Source organism: Roseisalinus antarcticus, from assembly GCF_900172355.1.
GTDB classification, from domain to species: domain Bacteria; phylum Pseudomonadota; class Alphaproteobacteria; order Rhodobacterales; family Rhodobacteraceae; genus Oceanicola; species Oceanicola antarcticus_A.
Genome location: NZ_FWFZ01000004.1, coordinates 153,801 through 174,814 on the forward strand (window position 1 = coordinate 153,801; position 21,014 = coordinate 174,814).

Consider the following 21,014-nt stretch of genomic DNA (forward strand, 5'->3'; position numbering starts at 1 on the left):
GGTGATCATTCGACCGAACCGAACGACAAGAGCGACGGGTGACGAATGTTTCTTTCCGGCTTGCAACAATTCGATTTGAGTCAAAGGACGACAACATGGCGAAGCGTGTAACAAAGGCGATTTTTCCGGTCGCGGGCATGGGCACGAGGTTTCTTCCGGCGACAAAGTCGGTCCCGAAAGAGATCATGACGCTGGTTGACCGGCCGCTCATCCAATACGCCATCGACGAAGCCCGGGCCGCCGGCATCAAGGAATTCATCTTTGTCACCTCGCGCGGGAAATCCGCGCTGGAGGATTACTTCGACCGCGCCCCCGAGCTGGAGCACACGCTGCGCAAGAAGGGCAAGACCGAGCTTCTCGAGATCCTCAAGTCGACCAACATGGAATCGGGCGGCATCGCCTATATCCGCCAGAACCAGGCGCTCGGCCTTGGCCACGCGGTCTGGTGCGCCCGCCGCCTGGTGATGAACGAGCCCTTTGCCGTCATCCTGCCCGACGATGTCATCGCCGCCGAAAAACCCTGCCTGCAGCAGATGATGGAAGCCTACGAGGAAACCGGCGGCAGCATGGTCGCCGCGATGGAGGTGCCGCACGAGCGGACCTCGTCCTACGGCATCCTCGATTGCAAGGACGACATGGGATCGCTGGTGTCGGTCAAGGGGATGGTCGAGAAGCCGGACCCGGACGACGCGCCGTCGAACCTGGCCGTGATCGGCCGCTACATCCTGTCGCCGCAGGTCATGCGCAACCTCAACAAGGTCGAGGAAGGCGCCGGCGGAGAGATCCAGCTGACCGATGCCATCGCCAAGGAGATCGCGAGCGAGCGCGGTGTCTACGGCTTCCGGTTCCGGGGACAGCGGTTCGACTGCGGCTCCAAGGTCGGGTTCCTGCAGGCGACGGTGGCCTTCGGGCTGGCGCGGGACGACCTGCGCGACGAATTGCAGGGCTATCTCGATGAATTGTCGGCGAGCCGTTCCGCCGCGCAGTGATACCGGCTTGATCTGAACAGACGACGGGTGGACCGACCTTGGCGAATATTCTTGTGACAGGTGGTGCGGGCTATATCGGCTCGCATGCCTGCAAGGCCCTGGCGCAGGCCGGCTTTACCCCGATCACCTTCGACAACCTGGAAACCGGGTGGCGCGACTCGGTCAAGTTCGGGCCCTTCGAGCAGGGCGACCTGCTGGACCGGGCCCGGCTGGACGAGGTCTTTGCCAAGTGGCAGCCGGTCGCGGTCATGCATTTCGCAGCCCTCTCCCTCGTGGGCGAGAGCATGTCGAACCCGGGCAAATACTGGCGCGGAAACGTGGGCGCGACCCTGAACCTGGTCGAGGCGGCGGTCGCGGCCGGGTGCCTCGATTTCGTCTTCTCCTCGACCTGCGCGACATACGGTGACCAGGACGGCGTGGTGCTTGACGAGGACACCCCGCAGGCGCCGCTCAATTCCTATGGCGCGACCAAGCGGGCGATCGAGGACATGCTGGAGAACTTCGGGGCGAGCCACGGACTGCGCGCGGTGATCTTCCGCTATTTCAACGTGGCTGGCGCCGATCCGGACGGCGAGATCGGTGAATTCCATCAGCCCGAGACGCACCTGATCCCGCTGATGCTGGACGCCATCGACGGCAAGCGCGATGCGCTGACGATCTACGGCACCGATTACGACACGCCGGACGGCACCTGCATCCGCGACTACGTCCACGTGATGGACCTGGTGGATGCCCATGTTCTGGGGGTGAAGTGGCTGCAGGACGGCAAGGAGAGCCGAGTGTTCTGCCTCGGCACGGGCTCCGGCTTCAGCGTGCGCGAGGTCATCCGGCAGTCCGGCAAGGTCACCAACCGCGAGGTGCCGGTGGTCGAGGGGCCGCGGCGCGCGGGCGATGCGGTCAAGCTTGTCTCGGGCAGCGGCCGGGCCGAGGCCGAACTGGGCTGGACGCCCCATCGCTCGACGATGGAGACGATGGTGGCCGATGCCTGGCGCTGGCATCAGAACAATGTCGCCCACTACAAGGCGTGAGGGCCCGCCGGCCCGCCTGATCGACATCACGCGGCTGGCGTCACGGGCCGGGCGAACCCTGACCGGGGTGGACCGGGTCGAACGGGCCTATCTCGTCGAACTTCTCGGGCAGCCGACGCCGCTCTTTGCTCTGGCCCGGACGGCTCTGGGCTATCTGCTGCTGGACCGGGCGGGGGCGGAGGGGTTCCTGCGCAGGCTCGACGCGGGGGACTGGGCGCCGCCCGACATGCTCTCGCGCCTCGCGCGGGGCAAGACCCCGGCGCAACGCGCGGCCGAGGCGGCGCTGCGGCGGCTGTCGATCGCGCGGGTGCGGCGTGGGCGGCTGGCGCGGATGCTGGGCAACCGTTTGCCGCCGGGGACGGCCTATCTGAACCTGGGGCACACCAACTTGACCGCGCGGGTCGTGGCGGCCGTGCGGACCGTTCCCGGGGCGCGGATCGCGGTGTTCATCCATGATACCATCCCGCTCGACCTGCCGCAGATGCAGCGCGAGGGCAGCGTCGACCGTTTCGCGGGCCTATTGGCGAGGGCGGGAGAGGCGGATGTGATCCTGACCTCATCGGCCGCCGTGGCCGCCGACATCCGCCGCCATCTGCCCGAGGGCCCGCCGATTGCGCATGCGCCGCTGGGCGTGGCGCCGGCCGCGCCCGACCCCGCGGCGCTGCCCAAGGGCCTGCCGCCCGCGCGGCCCTATTTCGTGGCGCTCGGCACGATCGAGCCGCGCAAGAACATCGGCCTGCTTCTGGACACATGGGAGGCGCTGGGCGAGGATCCCCCGCCCCTCTTGCTGTGCGGCAGCCGGGGCTGGAAGAACCGTGCGGTCTTTGCCCGGCTGGATGCCGGCGTGCCCGGGGTGCGCGAATGTCCGGGCCTGTCGGACGGCGCGGTCTCGGCGCTTGTCGCCGATGCGCGGGCCCTGCTCTTTCCGTCGCTGGCCGAAGGCTTCGGCCTGCCCCCGGCGGAAGCCGCGGCCCTGGGCACGCCGGTGGTTTGTGGCGATTTGGCCATCTGCCGCGAAGTGCTGGGTGACGTGCCCGTTTACGTGGACGTGAGCGACAGCTATGCATGGGAAAAGACAATAAGGCAGTTGTCAGAGCAGCCCTTTCCCGCCCCGGCCCCCGGGTTCACGCCGCCCGATTGGGCCGATCATTTCAAGGTCGTCTCAAGCGTGACGTGATAGCCGGTCCGTCGCGGGACGGCAGCTCTGGCAGAAAAAGGATCGAGGGTGGGCGCGGTACAATCATACCGGCTGAGATTGCAGCGCAAGCGCTGGCGGATACGGGCGTTCCGCAAGCGTCGCGATCTCACGCCGGTGGTGCAGCGTACGGGCTCGATCCGCGGCAGCGACATCCTGGTCTTTTCGACCTTCCGCAACGAGATCATCCGGCTTCCGTATTTCCTGAAGTATTACAGGGATATGGGCGTCAATCATTTCCTGATGGTCGACAACGGCAGCGACGATGGCGGGCGCGAATACCTGGCCGAGCAGCCCGATGTCTCGCTCTGGGGGACGAATGCCTCCTACAAGCGGGCGCGGTTCGGGGTGGACTGGCTGAACTGGCTGCAGCTCAAATATGCCCACGGGCACTGGGCGCTGGTCGTCGATCCCGACGAGCTTTTCGTCTATCCGTTCTGCGACACCCGTCCGATCCGGGCGCTGACGGACTGGCTCGATGCCTCGTCGATCAAGTCGTTCTCGGCCATGCTGCTGGACATGTATCCCAAGGGTGGCATCGCCGACGTGCCCTACAGCCGCGGCCAGGACCCGCTGGAGATCGCGAGCTGGTTCGACGCGGGCAATTACTCGATCTACCGCAACCACAAGTACGGCAACCTCTGGATCCAGGGCGGGCCGCGAATGCGCGCCTTCTTTGCCGACGATCCGGCCCGCGCGCCCGCGCTCAACAAGATCCCGCTGGTCAAGTGGGACCGGCAATATGCCTATGTCAGCTCGACCCACACGCTGCTGCCGCGCGGCCTGAACCAGGTCTACGATGAATGGGGCGGTGAGAAGGCGTCGGGCATCCTGCTGCACACCAAGTTCCTCAGCACCTTCGGCGACAAGGCCCGCGAAGAGATCGGGCGCGGTCAGCACTACGCCGCCAGCCGCGAATACCTCGCCTATGCCGAGGGGGTGACGGAGAACCCCGACCTCTGGTGCAAATGGTCCGAGAAATACATCAACTGGCGTCAGTTGGAGATTCTGGGCCTGATGTCCAAGGGCAACTGGGCATGACCGTCGGAATCCTCCTTCTGGTGCACAACGCCTTCGGCCGGGCCGAGCAGGTGGCGCGGCACTGGGTCAAGGGCGGCTGTCCCGTGGTGATCCATGTCGACAAGAAGGTCCCGCGCGAGACATACGACCGGTTCGTCCTTGCGCTGAAGGACCTCGACACTGTGCTGTTCTGCAAGCGGCACCGCTGCGAATGGGGGACCTGGGGGATCGTCGCGGCCTCGCAATCGGGGGCCTCGCTGATGCTCGACCGGTTCGCGGAGGTGCGGCATGTCTACCTCGCGTCCGGCTCCTGCCTGCCGCTGCGCCCCGTGCGCGAGCTGCGCAGCTATCTCGACGCGCGCCCGCAGACCGATTTCATCGAAAGCGCGACCACCGCCGACGTGCCCTGGACGGTCGGAGGGCTGGACGCGGAACGCTTCGTGCTGCGCTTTCCCTTCTCGTGGAAACGGCAGCGGTTCCTGTTCGACACCTATGTGGAGATCCAGCGCAAGCTGCGGCTGAAGCGACGCATCCCCGAAGGCGTCGTGCCGCACATGGGCTCGCAATGGTGGTGCCTGACGCGGAACACCCTGACCGCGATCCTCAAGGATCCGCTGCGGCGCGAATACGATGCCTATTTCCGCAGGGTCTGGATCCCGGACGAAAGCTATTTCCAGACCCTCGCCCGGCTCTATTCGCCGCAGATCGAAAGCCGCTCTCTGACGCTGTCCAAATTCGATTTCCAGGGCAAGCCGCACATCTTCTACGACGACCACCTGCAGCTTCTGCGGCGGTCGGATTGCTTCGTGGCGCGCAAGATCTGGCCCCATGCGGACCGGCTCTACGAGGCGTTCCTCGACCCGTCCGAACAGGCAATGAAGGGGGCGGAGCCCAACCCCGGCAAGATCGACCGGATCTTCGCCAAGGCGGTGGAGCGTCGGACCCGGGGGCGCACCGGGCTCTACATGCAGTCGCGGCTGCCGCACGAAGGCTGGGAGAACGGCTTTTCCTCGGCGCCCTATTCGGTGTTCGAGGGGTTCGCCGACCTCTACGAAGGGTTCGAGGACTGGCTGGCCCGAGAGACCGGCACCCGGGTGCACGGCCATCTCTTCGCCAAGGACGGCGCGGAATTCGAGGGCCGGCAGGCCACGTTTGCCGGGGCCCTGACCGACGGCGTCAAGATCCGGGACTACAATGCGCGCCGCTTCCTGACCAGCCTGATCTGGAACACCCGGGGCGAGCGGCAGTGCTTTCAGTTCGGCCCGGCGGACAGCCAGATCATCACCTGGGACCTGGCCAAGGATCCCAACGCGCAGATCAGCGTCATTTCCGGGGCCTGGGCCGTGCCGTTGTTCCTGGCCAACGAGGATTTCGCCCTGCTGCGGGCCGAGGCCGCCGCGCTCCAGAAGATCGAGAGCGAGCATCTCGATGCCCTGCGCTCGCCCCATGCCAAGGCCCGGATCAGGATCTGGACCATGGCCGAGTTCCTCGAGGCGCCGGCCGAGGCCCTGCAGACAGTGATCGACGAGTTTCCCGGCAGCACCGGCCGCAAGCTGACCGAGATGCCGCGCATGGTCGATCTGACAGGTTTCGGGCGGTTCCTGCAGAACCTCAAGAACCAGGGGATGGACCCCTATCTCATGGGGGATTTCCCGGTCGAAGGCGCCCCCCGTCCCGCCGCGACGCCACTCCGGCGCAAGCGCTACATGATCAGGTAAGCCATGACGTCATTCGACAGTTTCGTGATTTTCGCCGAGATGCGGACCGGCTCCAACTTCCTGGAGGCCAACCTGAACGCGATCCCCGGCATCCAGTGTCACGGAGAGGCGTTCAACCCGCATTTCATCGGCTACCCCAAGCGCGACACGCTGCTGGACATGACCCTGGAAGAGCGCGAGGCCGACCCCGCCGCCCTGCTGACCCGGATCAAGGACCAGAGCGAGGGCCTCGGCGGCTTTCGCTTTTTCAACGATCATGACCCACGGGCGCTTGACCTGGTTCTGCCCGACCCCCGCTGCGCCAAGATCATCCTGACCCGCAACCCGGTCGAAAGCTACGTCAGCTGGAAGATCGCGCAGGAGACCGGGCAGTGGAAGCTGACCAACGTGAAACACGTCAAATCGGGCCAGGTCGCCTTTGACGCGGCAGAGTTCGAGGCCCATCTCGCCGCGTTGCAGGCCTTCCAGATCCGGTTGCTGAACGCCCTGCAACGCTCGGGTCAGACGGCGTTCTATGTCGCTTACGAGGATCTTCAGGATCTGGACGTGATGAACGGGCTGGCCCGGTGGCTTGGCGCTTCGGGCCGGCTGGAGGGGCTGGATACGAAGCTCAAGAAGCAGAACCCCGAGCCGATGTCGTCCAAGGTCACCAATTTCGACCAGATGGAGCAGGCGCTGGTCCATCTCGACCGGTTCAACCTCACCCGGACCCCGAATTTCGAGCCGCGACGCGGGGCGGTGGTCCCGACCTATGTCGCCGCGCCTGCCAGCCCGATCCTGTTCATGCCCGTGCTCGGCGGGCCGACGGATGCGGTGCGCGGGTGGATGGCCGAACTGGACGGGGTGGGCGAGGGCAAGCTGATCGACGGCTTCAACCAGAAGAGCCTGCGACAGTGGAAACGCAAGAACAACGGTCACCGGTCCTTTGCCGTGATCCGCCACCCGGTGGCCCGCGCCCATGCCACGTTCTGCGAAAAGATCCTTTTCACCGGCCCGACCGCCTACATGGATATCCGCAAGACCCTGCGGCAGGTGTTCAAGCTGCAGGTGCCGGGGCAGAATCCCGGCCCGGAGTATGATGCGACCGCGCACCGCGCGGCCTTTACCACCTACCTCGCCTTCGTGAAGGCCAACCTCGGGGGCCAGACCTCGGTCAGGGTCGATGCCTGGTGGTCCTCGCAGACCGAAGTGCTGCGCGGGATGGCGAATTTCGCCCTGCCCGACATGGTGTTGCGCGAAGATCAGCTGGCCGAGGGGCTGTCGCAGCTGGCCGCCCAGATAGGGCGGTCCGATGCACCCGTCCCCGGCGAGACCGACCCGAACCGCGCCCGGCTGGAACAGATCTATGACGGCGAGATCGAATCGCTGGTGCGCGACATCTATCAGCGCGACTACATGGGCTTCGGGTTCGGCACCTGGGCCTAGGCCCGGTCAGGCCGCCTGCGACGCGTTGCTTTCGGTCAGGATCGTGTGGAGCGTGGACGGGTCGTCGTTGGCGCGCAGCTTGGCGCAGGTGCCGGGATCGCGCAGGGTGCGCGACACGATGGCCAGCGCCTTGAGGTGCTGGACCCCGGCATTCTCGGGCGCGAGCAGCGCGAAGACCAGATCCACGGGCTGCCGGTCGACCGATTCGAAGTCCAGCGGCTTGTCCAGCCGCAGGAACAGGCCGCGCACCCGGTCGAGCCCCTCGAGCCGCGCGTGGGGCAGGGCGACACCGCCGCCCACGCCCGTCGGCCCGAGGTTTTCACGCTCGGTCAACGCCTCGATCACCGCGGAAGAGGAAAGGCCAAGCGTCGCCGACGCCATCTCGCCCAGGTCGTGGAACAGCCGCTTCTTGCTGCTGGACGACGACAGGAGTTTGATCCCGTCGAGGCTCAGTATGTCTTCGAGCTGCATTGAATTTCCATTCCGGTCCGCTTGCCCCGCCGTGCGGGGCAAGGTCAGGTGCCTGCGTTTCGCGGGTCGATCCATCCGATATTGCCGTCATCACGGCGATACACGACGTTGATCCCACTGTGGCCTTCATTGCGGAAGACAAGCACGGAAGCGGCCGAAATTTCCATCTGCATCACCGCGTCTCCGACGGACAGGGACGGAATCTTCATCTCCATCTCGGCGATGATCATGGAATTCACATCGCTTTCCTGCTCCGTATCCTCCGATTCATTAGACGCGAGGATATACGAAGGGGCGATCGAGAGTTCAACCGGTTGTGAGCGTTCCTTGTGATGGTCCTTCAACCTGCGCTTGTAGCGGCGCAATTGTTTGTCCATCTTTTCGCAGGCGCTGTCAAAAGCGGCATAAATCTCATGCGCCTGCCCCTTGGCCTGTGCCGTCAGGCCGGTCGACAAGTGCACCACGGCCTCGCAATTATAGGCGCTGCCGGACTTCGAGAAGATGACCGTCGCGTCCGTGGGGCGGCCAGCATACTTGGCCACGGTCTCACCCAACTCTGTTTCAACGTGCTCCTGCAAGGCTGTGCCGATATCGATCTGCTTGCCGCTGATTTGGTAACGCATGGTGACTCCTTCATCGAAAATGGACCGCGCAGCGGACCGGTCAGTCCTGTCTTCTCGGCGGTCCGGGGGCGACGACGCGCGGAACCTTCGGTGGGTCCGAGGCTTGTTCGATCCGGCCGGGCACCTGGCCCGCACATCACCGGCTGAGGGAACATGCGCTGTCATCCCTCCCATTTGGCGACAGCCGATGGCCTTCTGTCAACGACCAAAGACTTAACGCCTAAACGCGCCGTTCAGTTCACCCGGAAGCCTTCTCCCAGATAGACCCGGCGCACGTTCTCGTCCTCGACGACCTCGTCAGCGGTGCCGCTCATCAGCACGCGGCCGTCATGCAGGATATAGGCCCGGTCCACGATTTCGAGCGTTTCCCGAACGTTGTGATCGGTGATCAGCACGCCGATGCCGCGCATCTTGAGCTCCACCACCAGCATCCGGATGTCCTCGACCGAGATCGGGTCGACCCCGGCGAAGGGCTCGTCCAGAAGCACGTATTTCGGCCCCGCCGCCAGGCAGCGCGCGATCTCACACCGGCGGCGTTCGCCGCCCGACAGGGCCAGGGCGGGCGCCCGGCGCAGGTGTTCGATCGAGAATTCGGTCAGCAATTCCTCCAGCCGCTCGCGGCGGCTGGTCCGGTCGGAGACGGTGATCTCGAGGATGGCGAGGATGTTGTCCTCGACCGACAGACCGCGAAAGATCGACATCTCCTGCGGCAGATAGCCGATCCCCAGCTTGGCCCGCCGATACATCGGCAGGGCGGTCACGTCGATGCCGTCGAGGATCACCTGCCCGCCCTCGGGCTGGACCAGGCCCGCGATGGCATAGAAACAGGTCGTCTTGCCCGAGCCGTTCGGCCCCAGAAGCGCCACGACCTCGCCTCGGCCCAGATCGAGGCTGACGTCCCGGATCACCATGCGCTTGCGATAGCTCTTGCGCAGGCTGACAACATGCAGGCCCGCGCCGCCCTCGGTGACCTTGAGGTCGGGCATCACTGACCGTCCTGGCGAAAGACGGTGCGCACCCGCCCGTCCATCCGGGCCGCGCCGGTGTTGACGTTGACCACCATCCGCTCGGCCGACAAGGCGCTGGCCCCTTGCGTCAGCAGCACGTCGCCGGTCAGCACAAGCTGGCCCGCGGTCAGATCGTATTCCGCCGCCCCCGCCTCTGCCTGTTCGGTCGCGGTGACCAGCGTGACACCGCCCGAAGCGGTCAGTCGCGCGATGTCGCCGGTTTCGCCGTCATAGATCACCTCGACCCGCTCGGCGGCGAGCCGAAGGTCGCCCTGTCCGATCAGGACGCCGCCGGCAAAGACAGCCGAGCCGGTGTCGCGATCGACGGTCAGGCTGTCGGCCGTGATCTCGACCGGGGCGCCGGGGTCGGTGCTGAGGCCGCCGAGGTCGATGTTGGTCTGGGCCGTGGCCATGCCGGCAGCGGCGAGAAGGACGACGATCAGGATATGTTTCACGGGAGAGCCTCTGCTTGTGCCGGATCGTATACCAGCCGGACACCCTCGTTGAAAAGGAGACGCTGCCCCCCGCCCTCCGGCGTCTCGATCACCAGCTTGCCGGCGGCCAGCTCTCCGAAGGGGGCATGTGCCTCCAGCGCGCCCTCGGTCTCGATCCGGCCGCTGTCCAGATCGGCGGAGACGGCGGCGGTCTCGATCTCGTAGCCGTCGGAAGTCACGATCCGCGCCAGCCCGCCCAGCCGCGCGGTGCCGGCGGCGCGGTCGATCCGGCCCTCTCCGGCGCGCACATCCACGTGCATTCCGCCCGGCGAGGACAGCGAGGCGTGGATCCGGGTGACCGTGATGATCCGGGCCGCGGCATCCTCGGGGCGGGCGCTTTCGGCGAGGATCTCGATGATCGAGCCGTCATCGGCGACGCCCGAGAAGGATGGCGCCGAGATCTGCTGTTCCCGCGCCAGCTGTTCTATGTCGGCATAGGGAATGCTGGTGTCGCCGATCTGCGGCGCCCGGGCGAACAGAAACGTCGTGGACAGCAGCGTCAACGCTCCGAGCGGCAGCAGGACCTTGGCCCAGGCCACGTAGGTGGAGTGCTTGTCGGCCATCCCGCGCGCCTCAGACGACGCCGGCGCGGAGGCAATCGTGGATGTGGATCAGACCCGCGACCTGGCCCGACCCCTCGGGGTCGACGACGAAAAGACAGGTGATCTTGCGTTCGTTCATGATGGCGACCGCCTCTTCGGCCAGGGCATCGGGCCCGATGGTCTGTGGCGCGGCTGTCATGACGTCGCCCGCGGTGCGCTCCAGCAGCCCGTCCATGTGACGGCGCAGATCGCCGTCGGTGATGATTCCTGTCAGATGGTGGCTCTCGTCCAGAACGCCAAGGACGCCGAAGCCCTTCTGACTGATCGTGAGCAGGACCTCACTCATCGGGGTGGCGAGGCTTCCGGTCGGCAACTTGGCGTCGCGGTGCATCAGGTCGCCCACTTTCGTCAGCCGCGCCCCCAGCTTGCCGCCGGGGTGAAAGTCGCGGAACATCTCTGCGGTGAACTGGCGATGGTCCATCAACACGACGGCCAGCGCGTCCCCCAGGGCCAGCATCATCGTGGTCGACGAGGTCGGCACGACGCCGGTCGTGCAGGCCTCGGCCGCCTCGGGCAGGACGATGCCCACGTCCGCCTGGCGCATCAGCGCGCTGTCCGGCCGGCTGGCGACGCCGATCAGCGGGATCCGGAACCGGCGGGAATGGGCGATGATGTCGGCCAGCTCCGGCGTCTCGCCAGAGTTGGACAGCACCAGGACCACGTCACCGCGGGTCATCATCCCCAGGTCGCCGTGGCTCGCCTCGGCGGGGTGGACATAATGCGCGGGCGTGCCGGTCGAGGCGAACGTGGCGGCGAGCTTGCGGGCGATGTGCCCGGACTTGCCCATGCCCGACACGATGATGCGCCCCCGGGCCTCCAGGATCAGGTCGACCGCGGCGACGAAGCTCTCCCCGAGGGAGTCCCCGAGGATGGCCAGCGCCTCCGCCTCGGTGCGAATCGTGCGCCGCGCGGTGGCGAGCACCGTGTCAGCCCGGGCGCTCAATGCGAGAAGATGTCCTGTTCCGGCCAGCCCGCGATGTCGAGCTGGGCACGCATGGGCAGGAAGTCGAAGCAGGCCTGCGCCATCAGGGTCCGGCCCTCGCGCGCGAGCATCTCGTCCAGCTTCGTCTTGAGCCGGTGCAGGTAGAGCACGTCCGAGGCGGCGTAATCCAGTTGCGCGGTGGTCAGGCTCTCGGCCCCCCAGTCGCTTTGCTGCTGGTGCTTGGAGACATCGACCTGCAGAAGCTCCTGCAGCAGGTATTTCAGCCCGTGCCGGTCGGTGAAGGTGCGCACCAGCTTCGAGGCGATCTTGGTGCAATAGACCGGCGCCGCCACGGCGCCGAAGGTCTTCATCAGCGCGGCGATGTCGAACCGGCCGAAGTGGAACAGCTTGAGGACCTCGGGGTTCTCCAGCATCGCCTTGAGGTTGGGCGCATCGGTCTGGCCGATGGCCACCTGGACCAGGTGGGCATTGCCGTCGCCGCCCGACATCTGGACGACGCAGAGCCTGTCCCGGTGAGGGTTCAGGCCCATCGTCTCGCAGTCGATGGCGACCACCGGCCCGAGGTCCAGCCCGTCGGGCAGGTCGTTCTGATAGAGATGATTTGCCATCCGCGCCTCTCTGGTCGTCCGGTGCGTCGTGGCCCGGCCCGTGGTCGTCCGCCCAGCGGTCGGCGGAATTTGCGCGGAGATAGTGCAAGGCGGGCGGCGTTGCAACGGGCGCGTCGCGTCCGCGCCGGCGCAAGCCGCCGATGAGCCAGCTGGCCCCGCGGACACCAGCGACCCCCGCCACTCGTCCTGCGCGGCGGGCCGGGCGTCCTAGCCCATGCGCTCGGAGGCGTAGCTGCCGGGGCTCGCGGGGAAGACCACGGTCTTGTTGCCGCTGATGAATACCCGGTGGTGGATATGGGCATGGATCGCCCGCGCAAGGACCTGGGCCTCGACGTCGCGGCCGAGCGAGACGTAGTCCTCGGCCGATTGCGAATGGGTGATGCGGACGGTGTCCTGCTCGATGATCGGGCCCTCGTCGAGGTCCGCGGTGACGTAGTGCGAGGTCGCGCCGATCAGCTTGACCCCCCGCTCGAACGCCTGCTTGTAGGGGTTGGCCCCCTTGAAGCTGGGCAGGAACGAATGGTGTATGTTGATGATCCGGCCCGACATTTTCTGGCAGAGCGAGTCCGACAGGATCTGCATGTAGCGGGCGAGAACGACCAGCTCCGTGCCCGTCTCCTCGACCACGGATATCAGCTGGGCCTCGGCCTCGGCCTTGTTCTGCTTGGTGACCTTGATGTGGTAGAAGGGGATATCGTGGTTAACGACGACCTTCTGGTAGGTCAGGTGGTTCGACACGACCCCGACGATGTCGATCGGCAGCGCACCGATCCGCCAGCGATAGAGCAGATCGTTCAGGCAATGGCCGAAGCTCGACACCATCAGCAGGACCTTCATCCGCTGGGCGCTGTCGTGGATCGCCCAGTCCATCTCGAACTCGGCGCCGATCGCGGCGAAGCCCTCGCGCAGGGCTTCGAGCGTGCTGCCGGTTTCGGACCGGAACGTGATCCGGGTAAAGAACTTGCCGGTGAGCTGGTCGTCGAACTGGTTGGAATCGGTGATGTTGCATCCGGACTCGGCGAGAAAGGCCGAGATCGCGGCGACGATTCCGCGGCGCGAGGTGCAATCCACGGTCAGCACGAATGAGGTCATGTCGGGCTTGTCCTTGTCTTCAGTTGTGTCCGGGTCTTCAGTTGTGTCCGGGTCTTCGGGTGCGTCCGGCGCAGGCTGGTTGTCCGGGTCGTGACTACTACCTTGGCCGCGGTTGGCAAGCTGGTATGCGACGCCCCGAGACCAGACTGCGGCGTCGGTGGGCCCGGCGGGCCGGATCGTGGCGGCCGCGCCTCAGCCCGCGGAGGCTTTCCTGCGCTCCTGAAGGTCGCGCTGTCGCTGCCGCTCGCGAAAGCGGGCTTTCTGGTCGGCGGTCGTCTCGTGGACGCAATGATGGCACGACACCCCGCGCTCATGGCCCGGCCGCGAGGTTTCCTCTGGCAGCAAGGGGCGGCGGCAACCATGACAGAGGATGTGCGGCCCTTCCGCAAGGCCGTGCCCGACCGATACGCGGTCGTCGAACACGAAGCAGGCCCCGGACCAGAGGCTGTCTTCCTCGGGGACCTGTTCGAGGTATTTCAGGATGCCGCCATTGAGGTGAAACACTTCCTCCACCCCCTGGCCGAGCAGGTAGTTCGTGGACTTCTCGCAGCGAATGCCGCCGGTGCAGAACATGGCGACGCGCTTGCCGTCGAACCGCTGCCTGTTTGCCTGCCACCAGCCGGGGAAGCCGCCGAAGGCCTCGGTTCCGGGGTTCACCGCGCCCGAAAAGGTGCCGATCGCCACTTCATAGGCGTTCCGGGTGTCGATGACGGCGACGTCGGGCGCCGAGATCAGCGCGTTCCAGTCCGCCGGGTCCACGTAGCGCCCCACGGCCGCGGTCGGATCCACGTCCGGCTGGCCCATGGTCACGATCTCGCGCTTGAGCCGGACCTTGAAGCGGCCAAACGGCATGTCGCGCGCGGGGCTTTCCTTCCAGGCCAGATCGGCGCAGCCCGGTAGCCGCCGCAGATGCGCCAGCATCATGTCGATGCCGCCGCGGGTCCCGGCGATGGTCCCGTTGATGCCCTCTGGCGCAAGCAGAAGCGTGCCTTTCACGCCCGCCGCCCGGCCCGCCTCTGCCAGTGGCTCCTGCAGGGCCTCGGGGTCCGCGAAGCGGGTAAATCGGTAAAGCGCGGCGACGACGAAGGACATGGCGTCTCCTAGGCCAAGGAGGGCCGACAGGACAAGGGTGGAACAGGTCCCGCCCTTTCGTGTTAGACTCAGAGAGCATGGCGTAAATGGAGGATTTGCAATGTCCAGACACGTGATCGACAAGCCGAGGCAACCGATGAGCGCGGAACGCACGCGCCAGTTCCTCAACCTGCAGCGGGCGCAGAACCCGGACCGGGCGAGCCTCATGCTGCAACGCCGGATGCGCAAGCGTCCGAGCCAGACCCGTGTGCGCGAATACCTGCGAATCGACCGCGGCAACCTGGCCTGATCGCGTCGCTGCCCCGCTCCGCACCGTCGGGCGGGGCCGGCCCTCGGGCCATTTGAACGGATTTTCTCCCCCGGGCGGGGCGTTCGGGGGCGGATCTTCATCGGTTGGAAAGCCGATTGGGCGAAGTTCGGGCAAACACTCGCCCGGGAGCCCGCCCATATGACTGCCTTGACCGACACTTCCGACTTTGCCGACCGCACCAGAATGACGGCCGGCGAAGTGCCTTTCGCCGTGGAGGAGCTTTTTTTCTCCCGCACCGATACGCGGGGCGTGATCCTCAATGGAAACGAGGTTTTCTGCAGAGTATCGGGGTTCGACGCCGACGAGATCATCGGCGCCCCGCACAAGATCGTCCGCCACCCCGACATGCCCAAGGCGGTGTTCCAGCTGGTCTGGGATCGGATCAGGGCCGGCAAGCCCGTGGGCGCCTACATCAAGAATCGCGCGAAGGACGGCCGGTATTACTGGGTCTATGCAGTGGTCTCGCCGATCGAAGGTGGCTACGTCTCGATCCGGCTCAAGCCCTCGGCCAAGCTCTTGCGCGTGGCGCAGACCCTTTACGCAGCGCAGCGCCGGCGCGAGACCGAAGACGGGATCGGCGCGGAACAGAGCCTGGCTGAACTGCGCATGGCCCTCGCCCGCGAGGGCCATGCCTCCTACGCCACGTTCGAGGCGGAGGCGCTGGCGCTGGAGATGAAGCAGCGCTGCGCCGAGATCGGACAGGCCGCCGATTCGCGGATGGACCGGTTCCTGGCCATGTCGCGGGCGATCCAACAGGTCGGCGCCGAAACCGAAGAGATGATGAAGGCTTTCGAGGCGATCCGCACGATCCCGCTCAACATGCGCATCCTCGCCTCGCGGCTGGAGAATGCAGGCGGGCCGATCAGTGCGATCTCGGTCAATTACGGCTCGATGTCGGACGAGATGGCCGCCTGGGTCAAGACCTTCATCCACGGCGATGACAGCGCCTTTTCCCGGATCCGGGACGCCATCGTCAGCGGGTTGTTCTGCAACGGCATCAGCCAGCTCAGCTCCGAGATGATCAGGTTCTTCAAGGAGGAGGTCGACGGCGACACCGGCGAAGAGACCACCGGCGAGCTCGAAATGCTCAGCGACCTGTGCGATCATGCCATCGATCGCTCCAAGGTCGAGCTGAAAAAGACGGAGCTTGAGGCCGGGCGCCTGTCCCGCAGCGTGCTCGACATGAAGCGCTATATCACCGGGCTCAGCTCCACCCGGATGATGTGCAAGATCGAAAGCGCGACCCTGTCCAAGTCGGGCGAGACCCTGGTCGGCATCGTCGACCAGCTGGACGCAAGCCAGGACGGTATCGAGGAGCGGTTGGCCAAGATCAGCGAGCTCAACCACCAGGTCCAGGCGCATACCGCCATGCTGCGCGCCAGCAGCGCCTGAGCGTTGGGCGACGAAAAGTCCCCGCGCCGCGACCAAGCCGCGGCGCGGGGGTCAGATCCGAAGGGGCCCGGTCAGCCCCGGACCAGCTTTTCGTAGGTCTGCACCATGTCGCGGGCGAGGCTTCCGACCTCGAAATTGTAATCCCCGATCTGGCCCACGGGGGTGACCTCGGCGGCGGTGCCGGTCAGCCAGCATTGCTCGAAGCCTTCCAGCTCTTCAGGCATGATGTGACGTTCATGCACCTTGATCTGGCGCTCGTTCAGCAGGCCGATCACCGTCTGCCGGGTCAGTCCGTTGAGGAAGCAATCCGGTTTCGGGGTGTGCACCTCGCCGCCCTTGACGAAGAAGATGTTCGCCCCGGTCGCTTCGGCCACGTAGCCGCGATAGTCGAACATCATCGCGTCCGAGCAGCCCTTGGCCTCGGCCGCGTGCTTGGACATGGTGCAGATCATGTAGAGGCCGGCGGCCTTCGCATGGCTGGGCGCGGTTTCCGGCGAGGGCCGCTTCCACTTGGCGATGTCGAGCTTGGCCCCCTTCATCTTGGCATCGCCGTAATAGGCGCCCCATTCCCAGGCCGCGATCGCCAGCCGGACCGGGTTGCGCGATGAGCTGACGCCCATGTCCTCGCCCGCGCCGCGCCAGGCGATGGCGCGGACATAGGCATCGGTCAGCCCGTTGACGGCAAGCACTTCCTGCTTGGCGGCCTCGATCTCGTCCACGGTCCACGGGATCGGCATGTCGATCGCCACGCCCGAGCCCAGAAGCCGTTCGGAATGGGCCCGGCTCTTGAAGATCGTGCCGCCGTAGGCCCGCTCTCCCTCGAATACGGAAGAGGCATAATGCATCGCGTGGGTCAGCAGGTGCACGTTGGCGCCGCGCCAATCCACCAGTTCGCCATCCATCCAGATCTTTCCGTCGCGGTCGTTGTAGCCACCCGCCATGTCGTCTCCTGCCGTTCTCTCGCCCAGTGTTTGCAGATATTGCGCCGAAAGGTCCGATGTGGACACAAAGTTGCGCAATTCTGGCAGATCGCTACCAGTGGGCCCTTGGAATGTCAATAAGGCTGACGTATTGTCGCGGCAGACTGGAACAAGTGTCGGGGAGGCCATGTCGGAGACGACGCGTGAGGGCGAAAGCCTGCTGTTTCTTACGGACGAGCAGCTCAGAAAGGGGATCGAGGCGATGTTCTTCGCCTATCGCGGGTTCACGGCGGACCCCGATCGCATCCTTGCGGAACAGGGGCTCGGCCGGGCGCATCACCGGGCCCTGCATTTCATCCACCGCTCGCCCGGCACGACCGTGAACAATCTGCTGAACATTCTGGGCGTTACAAAACAATCGCTTAATCGTGTGTTGCGGACCTTGATCGAGGAAGGTCTCGTTGAGAGCAGGGTCGGCGACCGGGATCGCCGCGAACGGCATCTGCGCCTGACCGAGGTCGGCGCGGCGCTCGAGGGGCGGCTGAGCCTGGTGCAGCGGGACCGGATGCGGATGGCCTACCGCGCCGCGGGGCCCACGGCGGTCACCGGGTTCCGCCAGGTGCTGGAGGCGATGATGGACGAAGAGATGCGGCCCCAGTTCGAGGCATTGCGCGACCGCGGGGACAAGGGGGGATGACCCAATGGACGACGCCCATGTCCTGATCGTGGACGATGACGAGCGAATCCGGGGCCTGTTGCAGAAGTTTCTGATCCGGAGCCAGTTCCTGGTCAGTTCGGCGCGGGACGCGGCCCACGCGCGGCGCCTGCTTGAGGGGCTGGAATTCGACATCATCGTGCTGGACGTGATGATGCCGGGCGAAGACGGGATCACCCTGTGCCGGGACCTGCGCAAGCGACTGTCGACGCCGATCTTGCTGCTGACCGCGAAGGGCGAGACGGGGGACCGGATCTCGGGGCTCGAGGCGGGGGCGGACGATTACCTGGCCAAGCCGTTCGAGCCGAAGGAGCTGTTGCTGCGGATCAATGCGATCCTGCGGCGGGTGCCCGCGGCCGAGCCGGTGACGGTGATGCCCAAGGTCCTCAACCTCGGCCCCTGCCGGTATGATATCGAACGTGGCGAGATGTGGCGCGGCGAGGACATGGTCCGTCTGACGGCGACGGAATCCCACCTGATGCGGATCTTTTCCGTCCGTCCCGGAGTGCCGCTGAGCCGGATGACCCTGGTGGAAGAGCTTGGCCGCGCCGGCGGGCAGGCACAGGAACGCGCCGTGGATGTCCAGATCACTCGGCTGCGGCGGAAGCTGGAGGAAGACCCCAAGCAGCCGCGCTATCTGCAGACGGTCCGGGGCGCAGGCTACATGCTCGCACCGGACTGACCCCCCCCTAGACTGACACTCCCGGTCAAAGGCAACCGGGCGGCGGCACGAAGGTCTCGGCCGTCCAGTGCGCGACCGGCATCGGCGGCCAGGGCGCGGGCACGAAACTCGGCGGCTCATCGCCCCGGTCGATCCTGCCGCGCCCGGTCAACAGGTTGAAATCGCAGGTCGCGCCAAGCTCGGGGTCCAGCGGGTCGTACCAGCCATAGCTCACCCCGGCCACGCGATAGTCCCCGTCGCGGAAGGCGATCGTCAGCGTCAGCTGCCCGCGCCCGTCGTTCTCGGTGATGACCTGCAGCGACCCGCCGGGCGCGACGTCCAGCCGCGGTGGCGGGCCGAACGGGGACAGGATGGCCAGTTCCTCCGCATAGATCACGCCACCCCCGGTGTTCTCGATCTGCAGATCGACGGTGCCGTCGCCCATGTCGAGAAGCTGGAACCGTTCGACGCGGCCGTCTCGGTTCAGGTCGGCGGTCAGCATGTCGCCCGCGGGCTGCGCCGGGGCGGGGGCGGCGGAGAGAAGCAGAAAGGGGACACTTCGCAAGAGCCCCGGCCAAACCCGCTTGTGCCTCGGTCGCGTTTCGCGTTCGGTCGCCACATGACCACAGCCTTGATCACCCATGCCGATTGTCTAGCCCACGTCACGCCACCGGGCCACCCGGAACAGGTCGCGCGGCTGGATGCGGTGCTGTCCGCGCTCGACGGGCTGGACCTGATCCGGGTCGCCGCGCCTTTCGCCGCCGAATCGGACCTGTTGCGGGTGCACCCGCAACGTCACATCCAGGCGGTGCGCGAGGCGGCCCCCGACGAAGGCTGGCGCCCGCTCGATGCCGACACGTTCATGTCCGCCGGGACCCTGTCCGCCGCCTGGCGGGCCGCGGGCGCCGTGGTGCGCGGGGTGGACATGGTGCTGGGCGGCGAAGCGGCCAACGCCTTTGCCGCCGTTCGTCCGCCCGGCCACCACGCAGAGCGCGAGACGCCCATGGGGTTCTGTTTCTTTGGCTCGGTCGCCATCGGGGCCAAGGCGGCGCTGGACCATCACGGGCTGGCGCGGGTGGCCGTGGTGGATTTCGACGTGCACCACGGGAACGGCACTCAGGATCTGCTCGAGGAGGATCCCAGGGTCCTGTTCTGCTCCACCCACCAGATGCCGCTGTTCCCGGGCACCGGGGCGGCGGACGAGACCGGCGGGCATGACAACGTGGTCAACGTGCCCCTGCGCGACGGCACCGGCGGGGCGGCCTTTCGCGCCGCGATGGAGGCTCATGTCTTCCCGAAGGTCGAGGCGTTCCGCCCCGAGCTGATCCTGGTCTCGGCCGGGTTCGATGCCCATGCGGCCGACCCGCTGGCCGGGCTGATGCTGCAAGAGGCGGATTTCGCCTGGGTCACCCACCGGCTCTGCGACCTGGCCGACGCGCTCTGCGGGGGCAAGCTGGTCTCTGCGCTGGAGGGCGGTTACGATCTGGACGCGCTGGGCCGGTCGGCCCGCGCACATCTCGAGGTGCTGATGGAGCGCGGAAAATGAGTGACGGTGATGTCGGGGAGATGAGCTTCGAGCAGGCAATGAAGGAGCTGGAGGGTCTGGTCGGAAAGCTCGAGCGGGGGGATGTGCCGCTGGACGAGTCGATTGCGCTCTATGAGCGCGGTGCGAAGCTCAAGGCCCGGTGCGAGGCCAAGCTGAAGGAGGCCGAGGAAAAGGTCGCGAAGCTGACGCTGGACGCGGCGGGCAATCCCAAGGGAACCGAACCTCTTGATAGTTAACGACATTCTGGCCGGGCACCATGCCCGGGTTCTGGCGCATGTGGAGGCCGTCCTGCCCCATGCGGATCCGGCGCGGGTGCATGACCCGGCCGACGATCTGGGGCTGATGCGCGAGGCGATGATCTATGCAATGCAGGGCGGCAAGGGCGTGCGCGGGGCCCTGGCCTTCGAGACGGCCCGGCTGCTTGGGGTGAGCGGCGAGACCGCGCTCGCCGTGGCCGCGGCGGCCGAGACCTTTCACGCCTATTCGCTGGTTCATGACGATCTGCCGGCGATGGACGACGACGATCTGCGGCGCGGGCGTCCGACGGTCCATGTCAAATACGGCGATGCGCTGGCGATCCTGGTGGGGGACGCGTTGCAGGCGCTGTCGTTTCACTTTCTTGCGTCGATTGATGATCCCGCGGTGCCGCCCGGCAACGCCCTGGTGGTGTTGCAGCGTCTGGCAAAGGTTGGCGGGCACCTTGGCATGGGCGGCGGCCAATGGATGGATCTCTCGGCCGAGGGTCGCCCGCCCGTCACCGTGCTGGCCCATGTGGAGACCGTGCAGCGCCTCAAGACCGGTGCGCTGATCGAATGGTCGGCGACGGCCAACGCGCTGTTGTCCGGGGCCCCCCCGGCCCCGTTCGAGACCTATGCCGAGGCGATCGGGCTGGCCTTCCAGATCCAGGACGACCTGCTGGACGTTCTGGGCACCGAAGCCGAGGCGGGCAAGGCGGTCGGCAAGGACGCGGGCCGCGGCAAGGCCACTTTCGTCGATCTACTGGGCGTCGAGGGCGCACGGAGGCGGGCGCAAGAGCTTGTCGACGAGGCCACGGGCGCACTGGAGGACTTCGGGCAGGATGCCGAGATCCTGCGCGAACTTGCGCGCTTCATCGTGACGCGGCGTTCATGACCTGCTAAATCGCCGGATCAGACTTAGGTATT

At 66.3% G+C, this 21,014-nt stretch carries 24 protein-coding genes; 13 read left to right on the forward strand and 11 right to left on the reverse strand.

From position 1 onward, the window contains the following. Positions 1-95: 95 nt before the first annotated feature. From galU to ROA7023_RS05815, 6 genes are read left to right on the forward strand one after another with little or no spacing between them, the layout of a single operon-like run. The gene (gene galU / locus ROA7023_RS05790; protein ID WP_085878067.1) at positions 96-989 is read left to right on the forward strand and encodes a UTP--glucose-1-phosphate uridylyltransferase GalU; all 894 of its coding nucleotides are present in this window, start codon (positions 96-98) and stop codon (positions 987-989) included. A 38-nt stretch (positions 990-1,027) separates the two neighbouring features. Then, positions 1,028-2,017: a UDP-glucose 4-epimerase GalE gene (gene galE / locus ROA7023_RS05795; protein WP_085878068.1), complete on the forward strand. Its 990-nt coding sequence runs from the start codon at positions 1,028-1,030 to the stop codon at positions 2,015-2,017. Continuing rightward, complete coding sequence (locus ROA7023_RS05800) at positions 1,995-3,194, forward strand: glycosyltransferase family 4 protein (RefSeq protein ID WP_085878069.1); 1,200 nt, start codon at positions 1,995-1,997, stop codon at positions 3,192-3,194. The genes galE and ROA7023_RS05800 overlap by 23 nt, the downstream gene beginning before the upstream one ends. A gap of 48 nt (positions 3,195-3,242) precedes the next feature. Next, complete coding sequence (locus ROA7023_RS05805; protein WP_085878070.1) at positions 3,243-4,253, forward strand: glycosyltransferase family 2 protein; 1,011 nt, start codon at positions 3,243-3,245, stop codon at positions 4,251-4,253. Then, a complete protein-coding gene (locus tag ROA7023_RS05810) occupies positions 4,250-5,950 on the forward strand; it encodes a DUF5927 domain-containing protein (RefSeq protein WP_085878071.1) in 1,701 nt (566 codons plus the stop codon). Before ROA7023_RS05805 ends, ROA7023_RS05810 begins: the two co-directional genes overlap by 4 nt. Before the next feature lie 3 nt (positions 5,951-5,953). Beyond that, positions 5,954-7,375, forward strand: a complete 1,422-nt coding sequence (locus ROA7023_RS05815) for a sulfotransferase family 2 domain-containing protein (RefSeq protein ID WP_085878072.1) — start codon at positions 5,954-5,956, stop codon at positions 7,373-7,375. Between the two features lie 6 nt (positions 7,376-7,381). Here ROA7023_RS05815 and ROA7023_RS05820 read toward each other — a convergent pair whose 3' ends face one another. The 9 genes from ROA7023_RS05820 to trhO all read right to left on the reverse strand — a co-directional run bounded on the left by ROA7023_RS05820 (position 7,382) and on the right by trhO (position 14,307). Next, positions 7,382-7,846 carry a PTS sugar transporter subunit IIA gene (locus tag ROA7023_RS05820; protein WP_085878073.1) on the reverse strand — a complete coding sequence of 155 codons (465 nt, stop codon included), beginning with the start codon at positions 7,844-7,846 and terminating at the stop codon, positions 7,382-7,384. Positions 7,847-7,890: 44 nt separating this feature from the next. Continuing rightward, positions 7,891-8,469 (reverse strand): ribosome hibernation-promoting factor, HPF/YfiA family, encoded by a 579-nt coding sequence (gene hpf / locus ROA7023_RS05825; RefSeq protein ID WP_085878074.1) that lies wholly within the window; start codon positions 8,467-8,469, stop codon positions 7,891-7,893. 233 nt (positions 8,470-8,702) lie between these two features. Continuing rightward, positions 8,703-9,455, reverse strand: coding sequence for an LPS export ABC transporter ATP-binding protein (gene lptB, locus ROA7023_RS05830; protein WP_085878075.1), 753 nt, complete (start codon positions 9,453-9,455; stop codon positions 8,703-8,705). Next, positions 9,455-9,931, reverse strand: coding sequence for an LptA/OstA family protein (locus ROA7023_RS05835; RefSeq protein ID WP_370739200.1), 477 nt, complete (start codon positions 9,929-9,931; stop codon positions 9,455-9,457). The genes lptB and ROA7023_RS05835 overlap by 1 nt, the downstream gene beginning before the upstream one ends. Further along, the gene (locus ROA7023_RS05840) at positions 9,928-10,533 is read right to left on the reverse strand and encodes a hypothetical protein (protein ID WP_085878076.1); all 606 of its coding nucleotides are present in this window, start codon (positions 10,531-10,533) and stop codon (positions 9,928-9,930) included. The genes ROA7023_RS05835 and ROA7023_RS05840 overlap by 4 nt, the downstream gene beginning before the upstream one ends. A 10-nt stretch (positions 10,534-10,543) precedes the next feature. Continuing rightward, a complete protein-coding gene (locus ROA7023_RS05845) occupies positions 10,544-11,515 on the reverse strand; it encodes a KpsF/GutQ family sugar-phosphate isomerase (RefSeq protein WP_143535454.1) in 972 nt (323 codons plus the stop codon). Further along, the gene (locus tag ROA7023_RS05850; RefSeq protein WP_085878077.1) at positions 11,512-12,123 is read right to left on the reverse strand and encodes a ribonuclease D; all 612 of its coding nucleotides are present in this window, start codon (positions 12,121-12,123) and stop codon (positions 11,512-11,514) included. Before ROA7023_RS05850 ends, ROA7023_RS05845 begins: the two co-directional genes overlap by 4 nt. 207 nt (positions 12,124-12,330) lie before the next feature. Continuing rightward, positions 12,331-13,215: a formyltetrahydrofolate deformylase gene (gene purU, locus ROA7023_RS05855; RefSeq protein WP_085878078.1), complete on the reverse strand. Its 885-nt coding sequence runs from the start codon at positions 13,213-13,215 to the stop codon at positions 12,331-12,333. A gap of 192 nt (positions 13,216-13,407) precedes the next feature. Next, the gene (gene trhO / locus ROA7023_RS05860) at positions 13,408-14,307 is read right to left on the reverse strand and encodes an oxygen-dependent tRNA uridine(34) hydroxylase TrhO (RefSeq protein WP_085878079.1); all 900 of its coding nucleotides are present in this window, start codon (positions 14,305-14,307) and stop codon (positions 13,408-13,410) included. Positions 14,308-14,407: 100 nt separating this feature from the next. Here trhO and ROA7023_RS24365 point away from each other — a divergent pair, with 100 nt between their 5' ends. Continuing rightward, entirely contained in the window at positions 14,408-14,596 is a 189-nt protein-coding gene (locus tag ROA7023_RS24365; RefSeq protein WP_085878080.1) for a hypothetical protein, read from the forward strand. A gap of 159 nt (positions 14,597-14,755) precedes the next feature. Continuing rightward, positions 14,756-16,009 (forward strand): PAS domain-containing protein, encoded by a 1,254-nt coding sequence (locus ROA7023_RS05870; RefSeq protein WP_085878081.1) that lies wholly within the window; start codon positions 14,756-14,758, stop codon positions 16,007-16,009. Positions 16,010-16,080: 71 nt separating this feature from the next. On the opposite strand, the gene ROA7023_RS05875 is transcribed toward ROA7023_RS05870, so the two are convergent. Then, complete coding sequence (locus tag ROA7023_RS05875; RefSeq protein ID WP_085878082.1) at positions 16,081-16,950, reverse strand: branched-chain amino acid aminotransferase; 870 nt, start codon at positions 16,948-16,950, stop codon at positions 16,081-16,083. A gap of 166 nt (positions 16,951-17,116) precedes the next feature. Here ROA7023_RS05875 and ROA7023_RS05880 point away from each other — a divergent pair, with 166 nt between their 5' ends. Then, positions 17,117-17,626, forward strand: coding sequence for a MarR family winged helix-turn-helix transcriptional regulator (locus ROA7023_RS05880; protein WP_085878083.1), 510 nt, complete (start codon positions 17,117-17,119; stop codon positions 17,624-17,626). Positions 17,627-17,630: 4 nt separating this feature from the next. Continuing rightward, positions 17,631-18,326 (forward strand): response regulator, encoded by a 696-nt coding sequence (locus tag ROA7023_RS05885; protein ID WP_085878084.1) that lies wholly within the window; start codon positions 17,631-17,633, stop codon positions 18,324-18,326. A 25-nt stretch (positions 18,327-18,351) separates the two neighbouring features. Here ROA7023_RS05885 and ROA7023_RS05890 read toward each other — a convergent pair whose 3' ends face one another. Then, positions 18,352-18,807 carry a hypothetical protein gene (locus ROA7023_RS05890; RefSeq protein ID WP_143535455.1) on the reverse strand — a complete coding sequence of 152 codons (456 nt, stop codon included), beginning with the start codon at positions 18,805-18,807 and terminating at the stop codon, positions 18,352-18,354. A 117-nt stretch (positions 18,808-18,924) separates the two neighbouring features. Between ROA7023_RS05890 and ROA7023_RS05895 the strand changes: the two genes are divergently transcribed. Genes ROA7023_RS05895 through ROA7023_RS05905 form a run of 3 tightly spaced genes read left to right on the forward strand, consistent with a single transcriptional unit; the run spans position 18,925 to position 20,982 of the window. After that, on the forward strand, positions 18,925-19,851 hold the full coding sequence (locus ROA7023_RS05895) for a histone deacetylase family protein (RefSeq protein ID WP_085878165.1): 927 nt from the start codon (positions 18,925-18,927) through the stop codon (positions 19,849-19,851). Next, complete coding sequence (locus tag ROA7023_RS05900) at positions 19,848-20,087, forward strand: exodeoxyribonuclease VII small subunit (RefSeq protein WP_085878086.1); 240 nt, start codon at positions 19,848-19,850, stop codon at positions 20,085-20,087. The genes ROA7023_RS05895 and ROA7023_RS05900 overlap by 4 nt, the downstream gene beginning before the upstream one ends. After that, positions 20,080-20,982, forward strand: a complete 903-nt coding sequence (locus tag ROA7023_RS05905) for a polyprenyl synthetase family protein (protein ID WP_370739202.1) — start codon at positions 20,080-20,082, stop codon at positions 20,980-20,982. The genes ROA7023_RS05900 and ROA7023_RS05905 overlap by 8 nt, the downstream gene beginning before the upstream one ends. Positions 20,983-21,014: the final 32 nt, after the last annotated feature.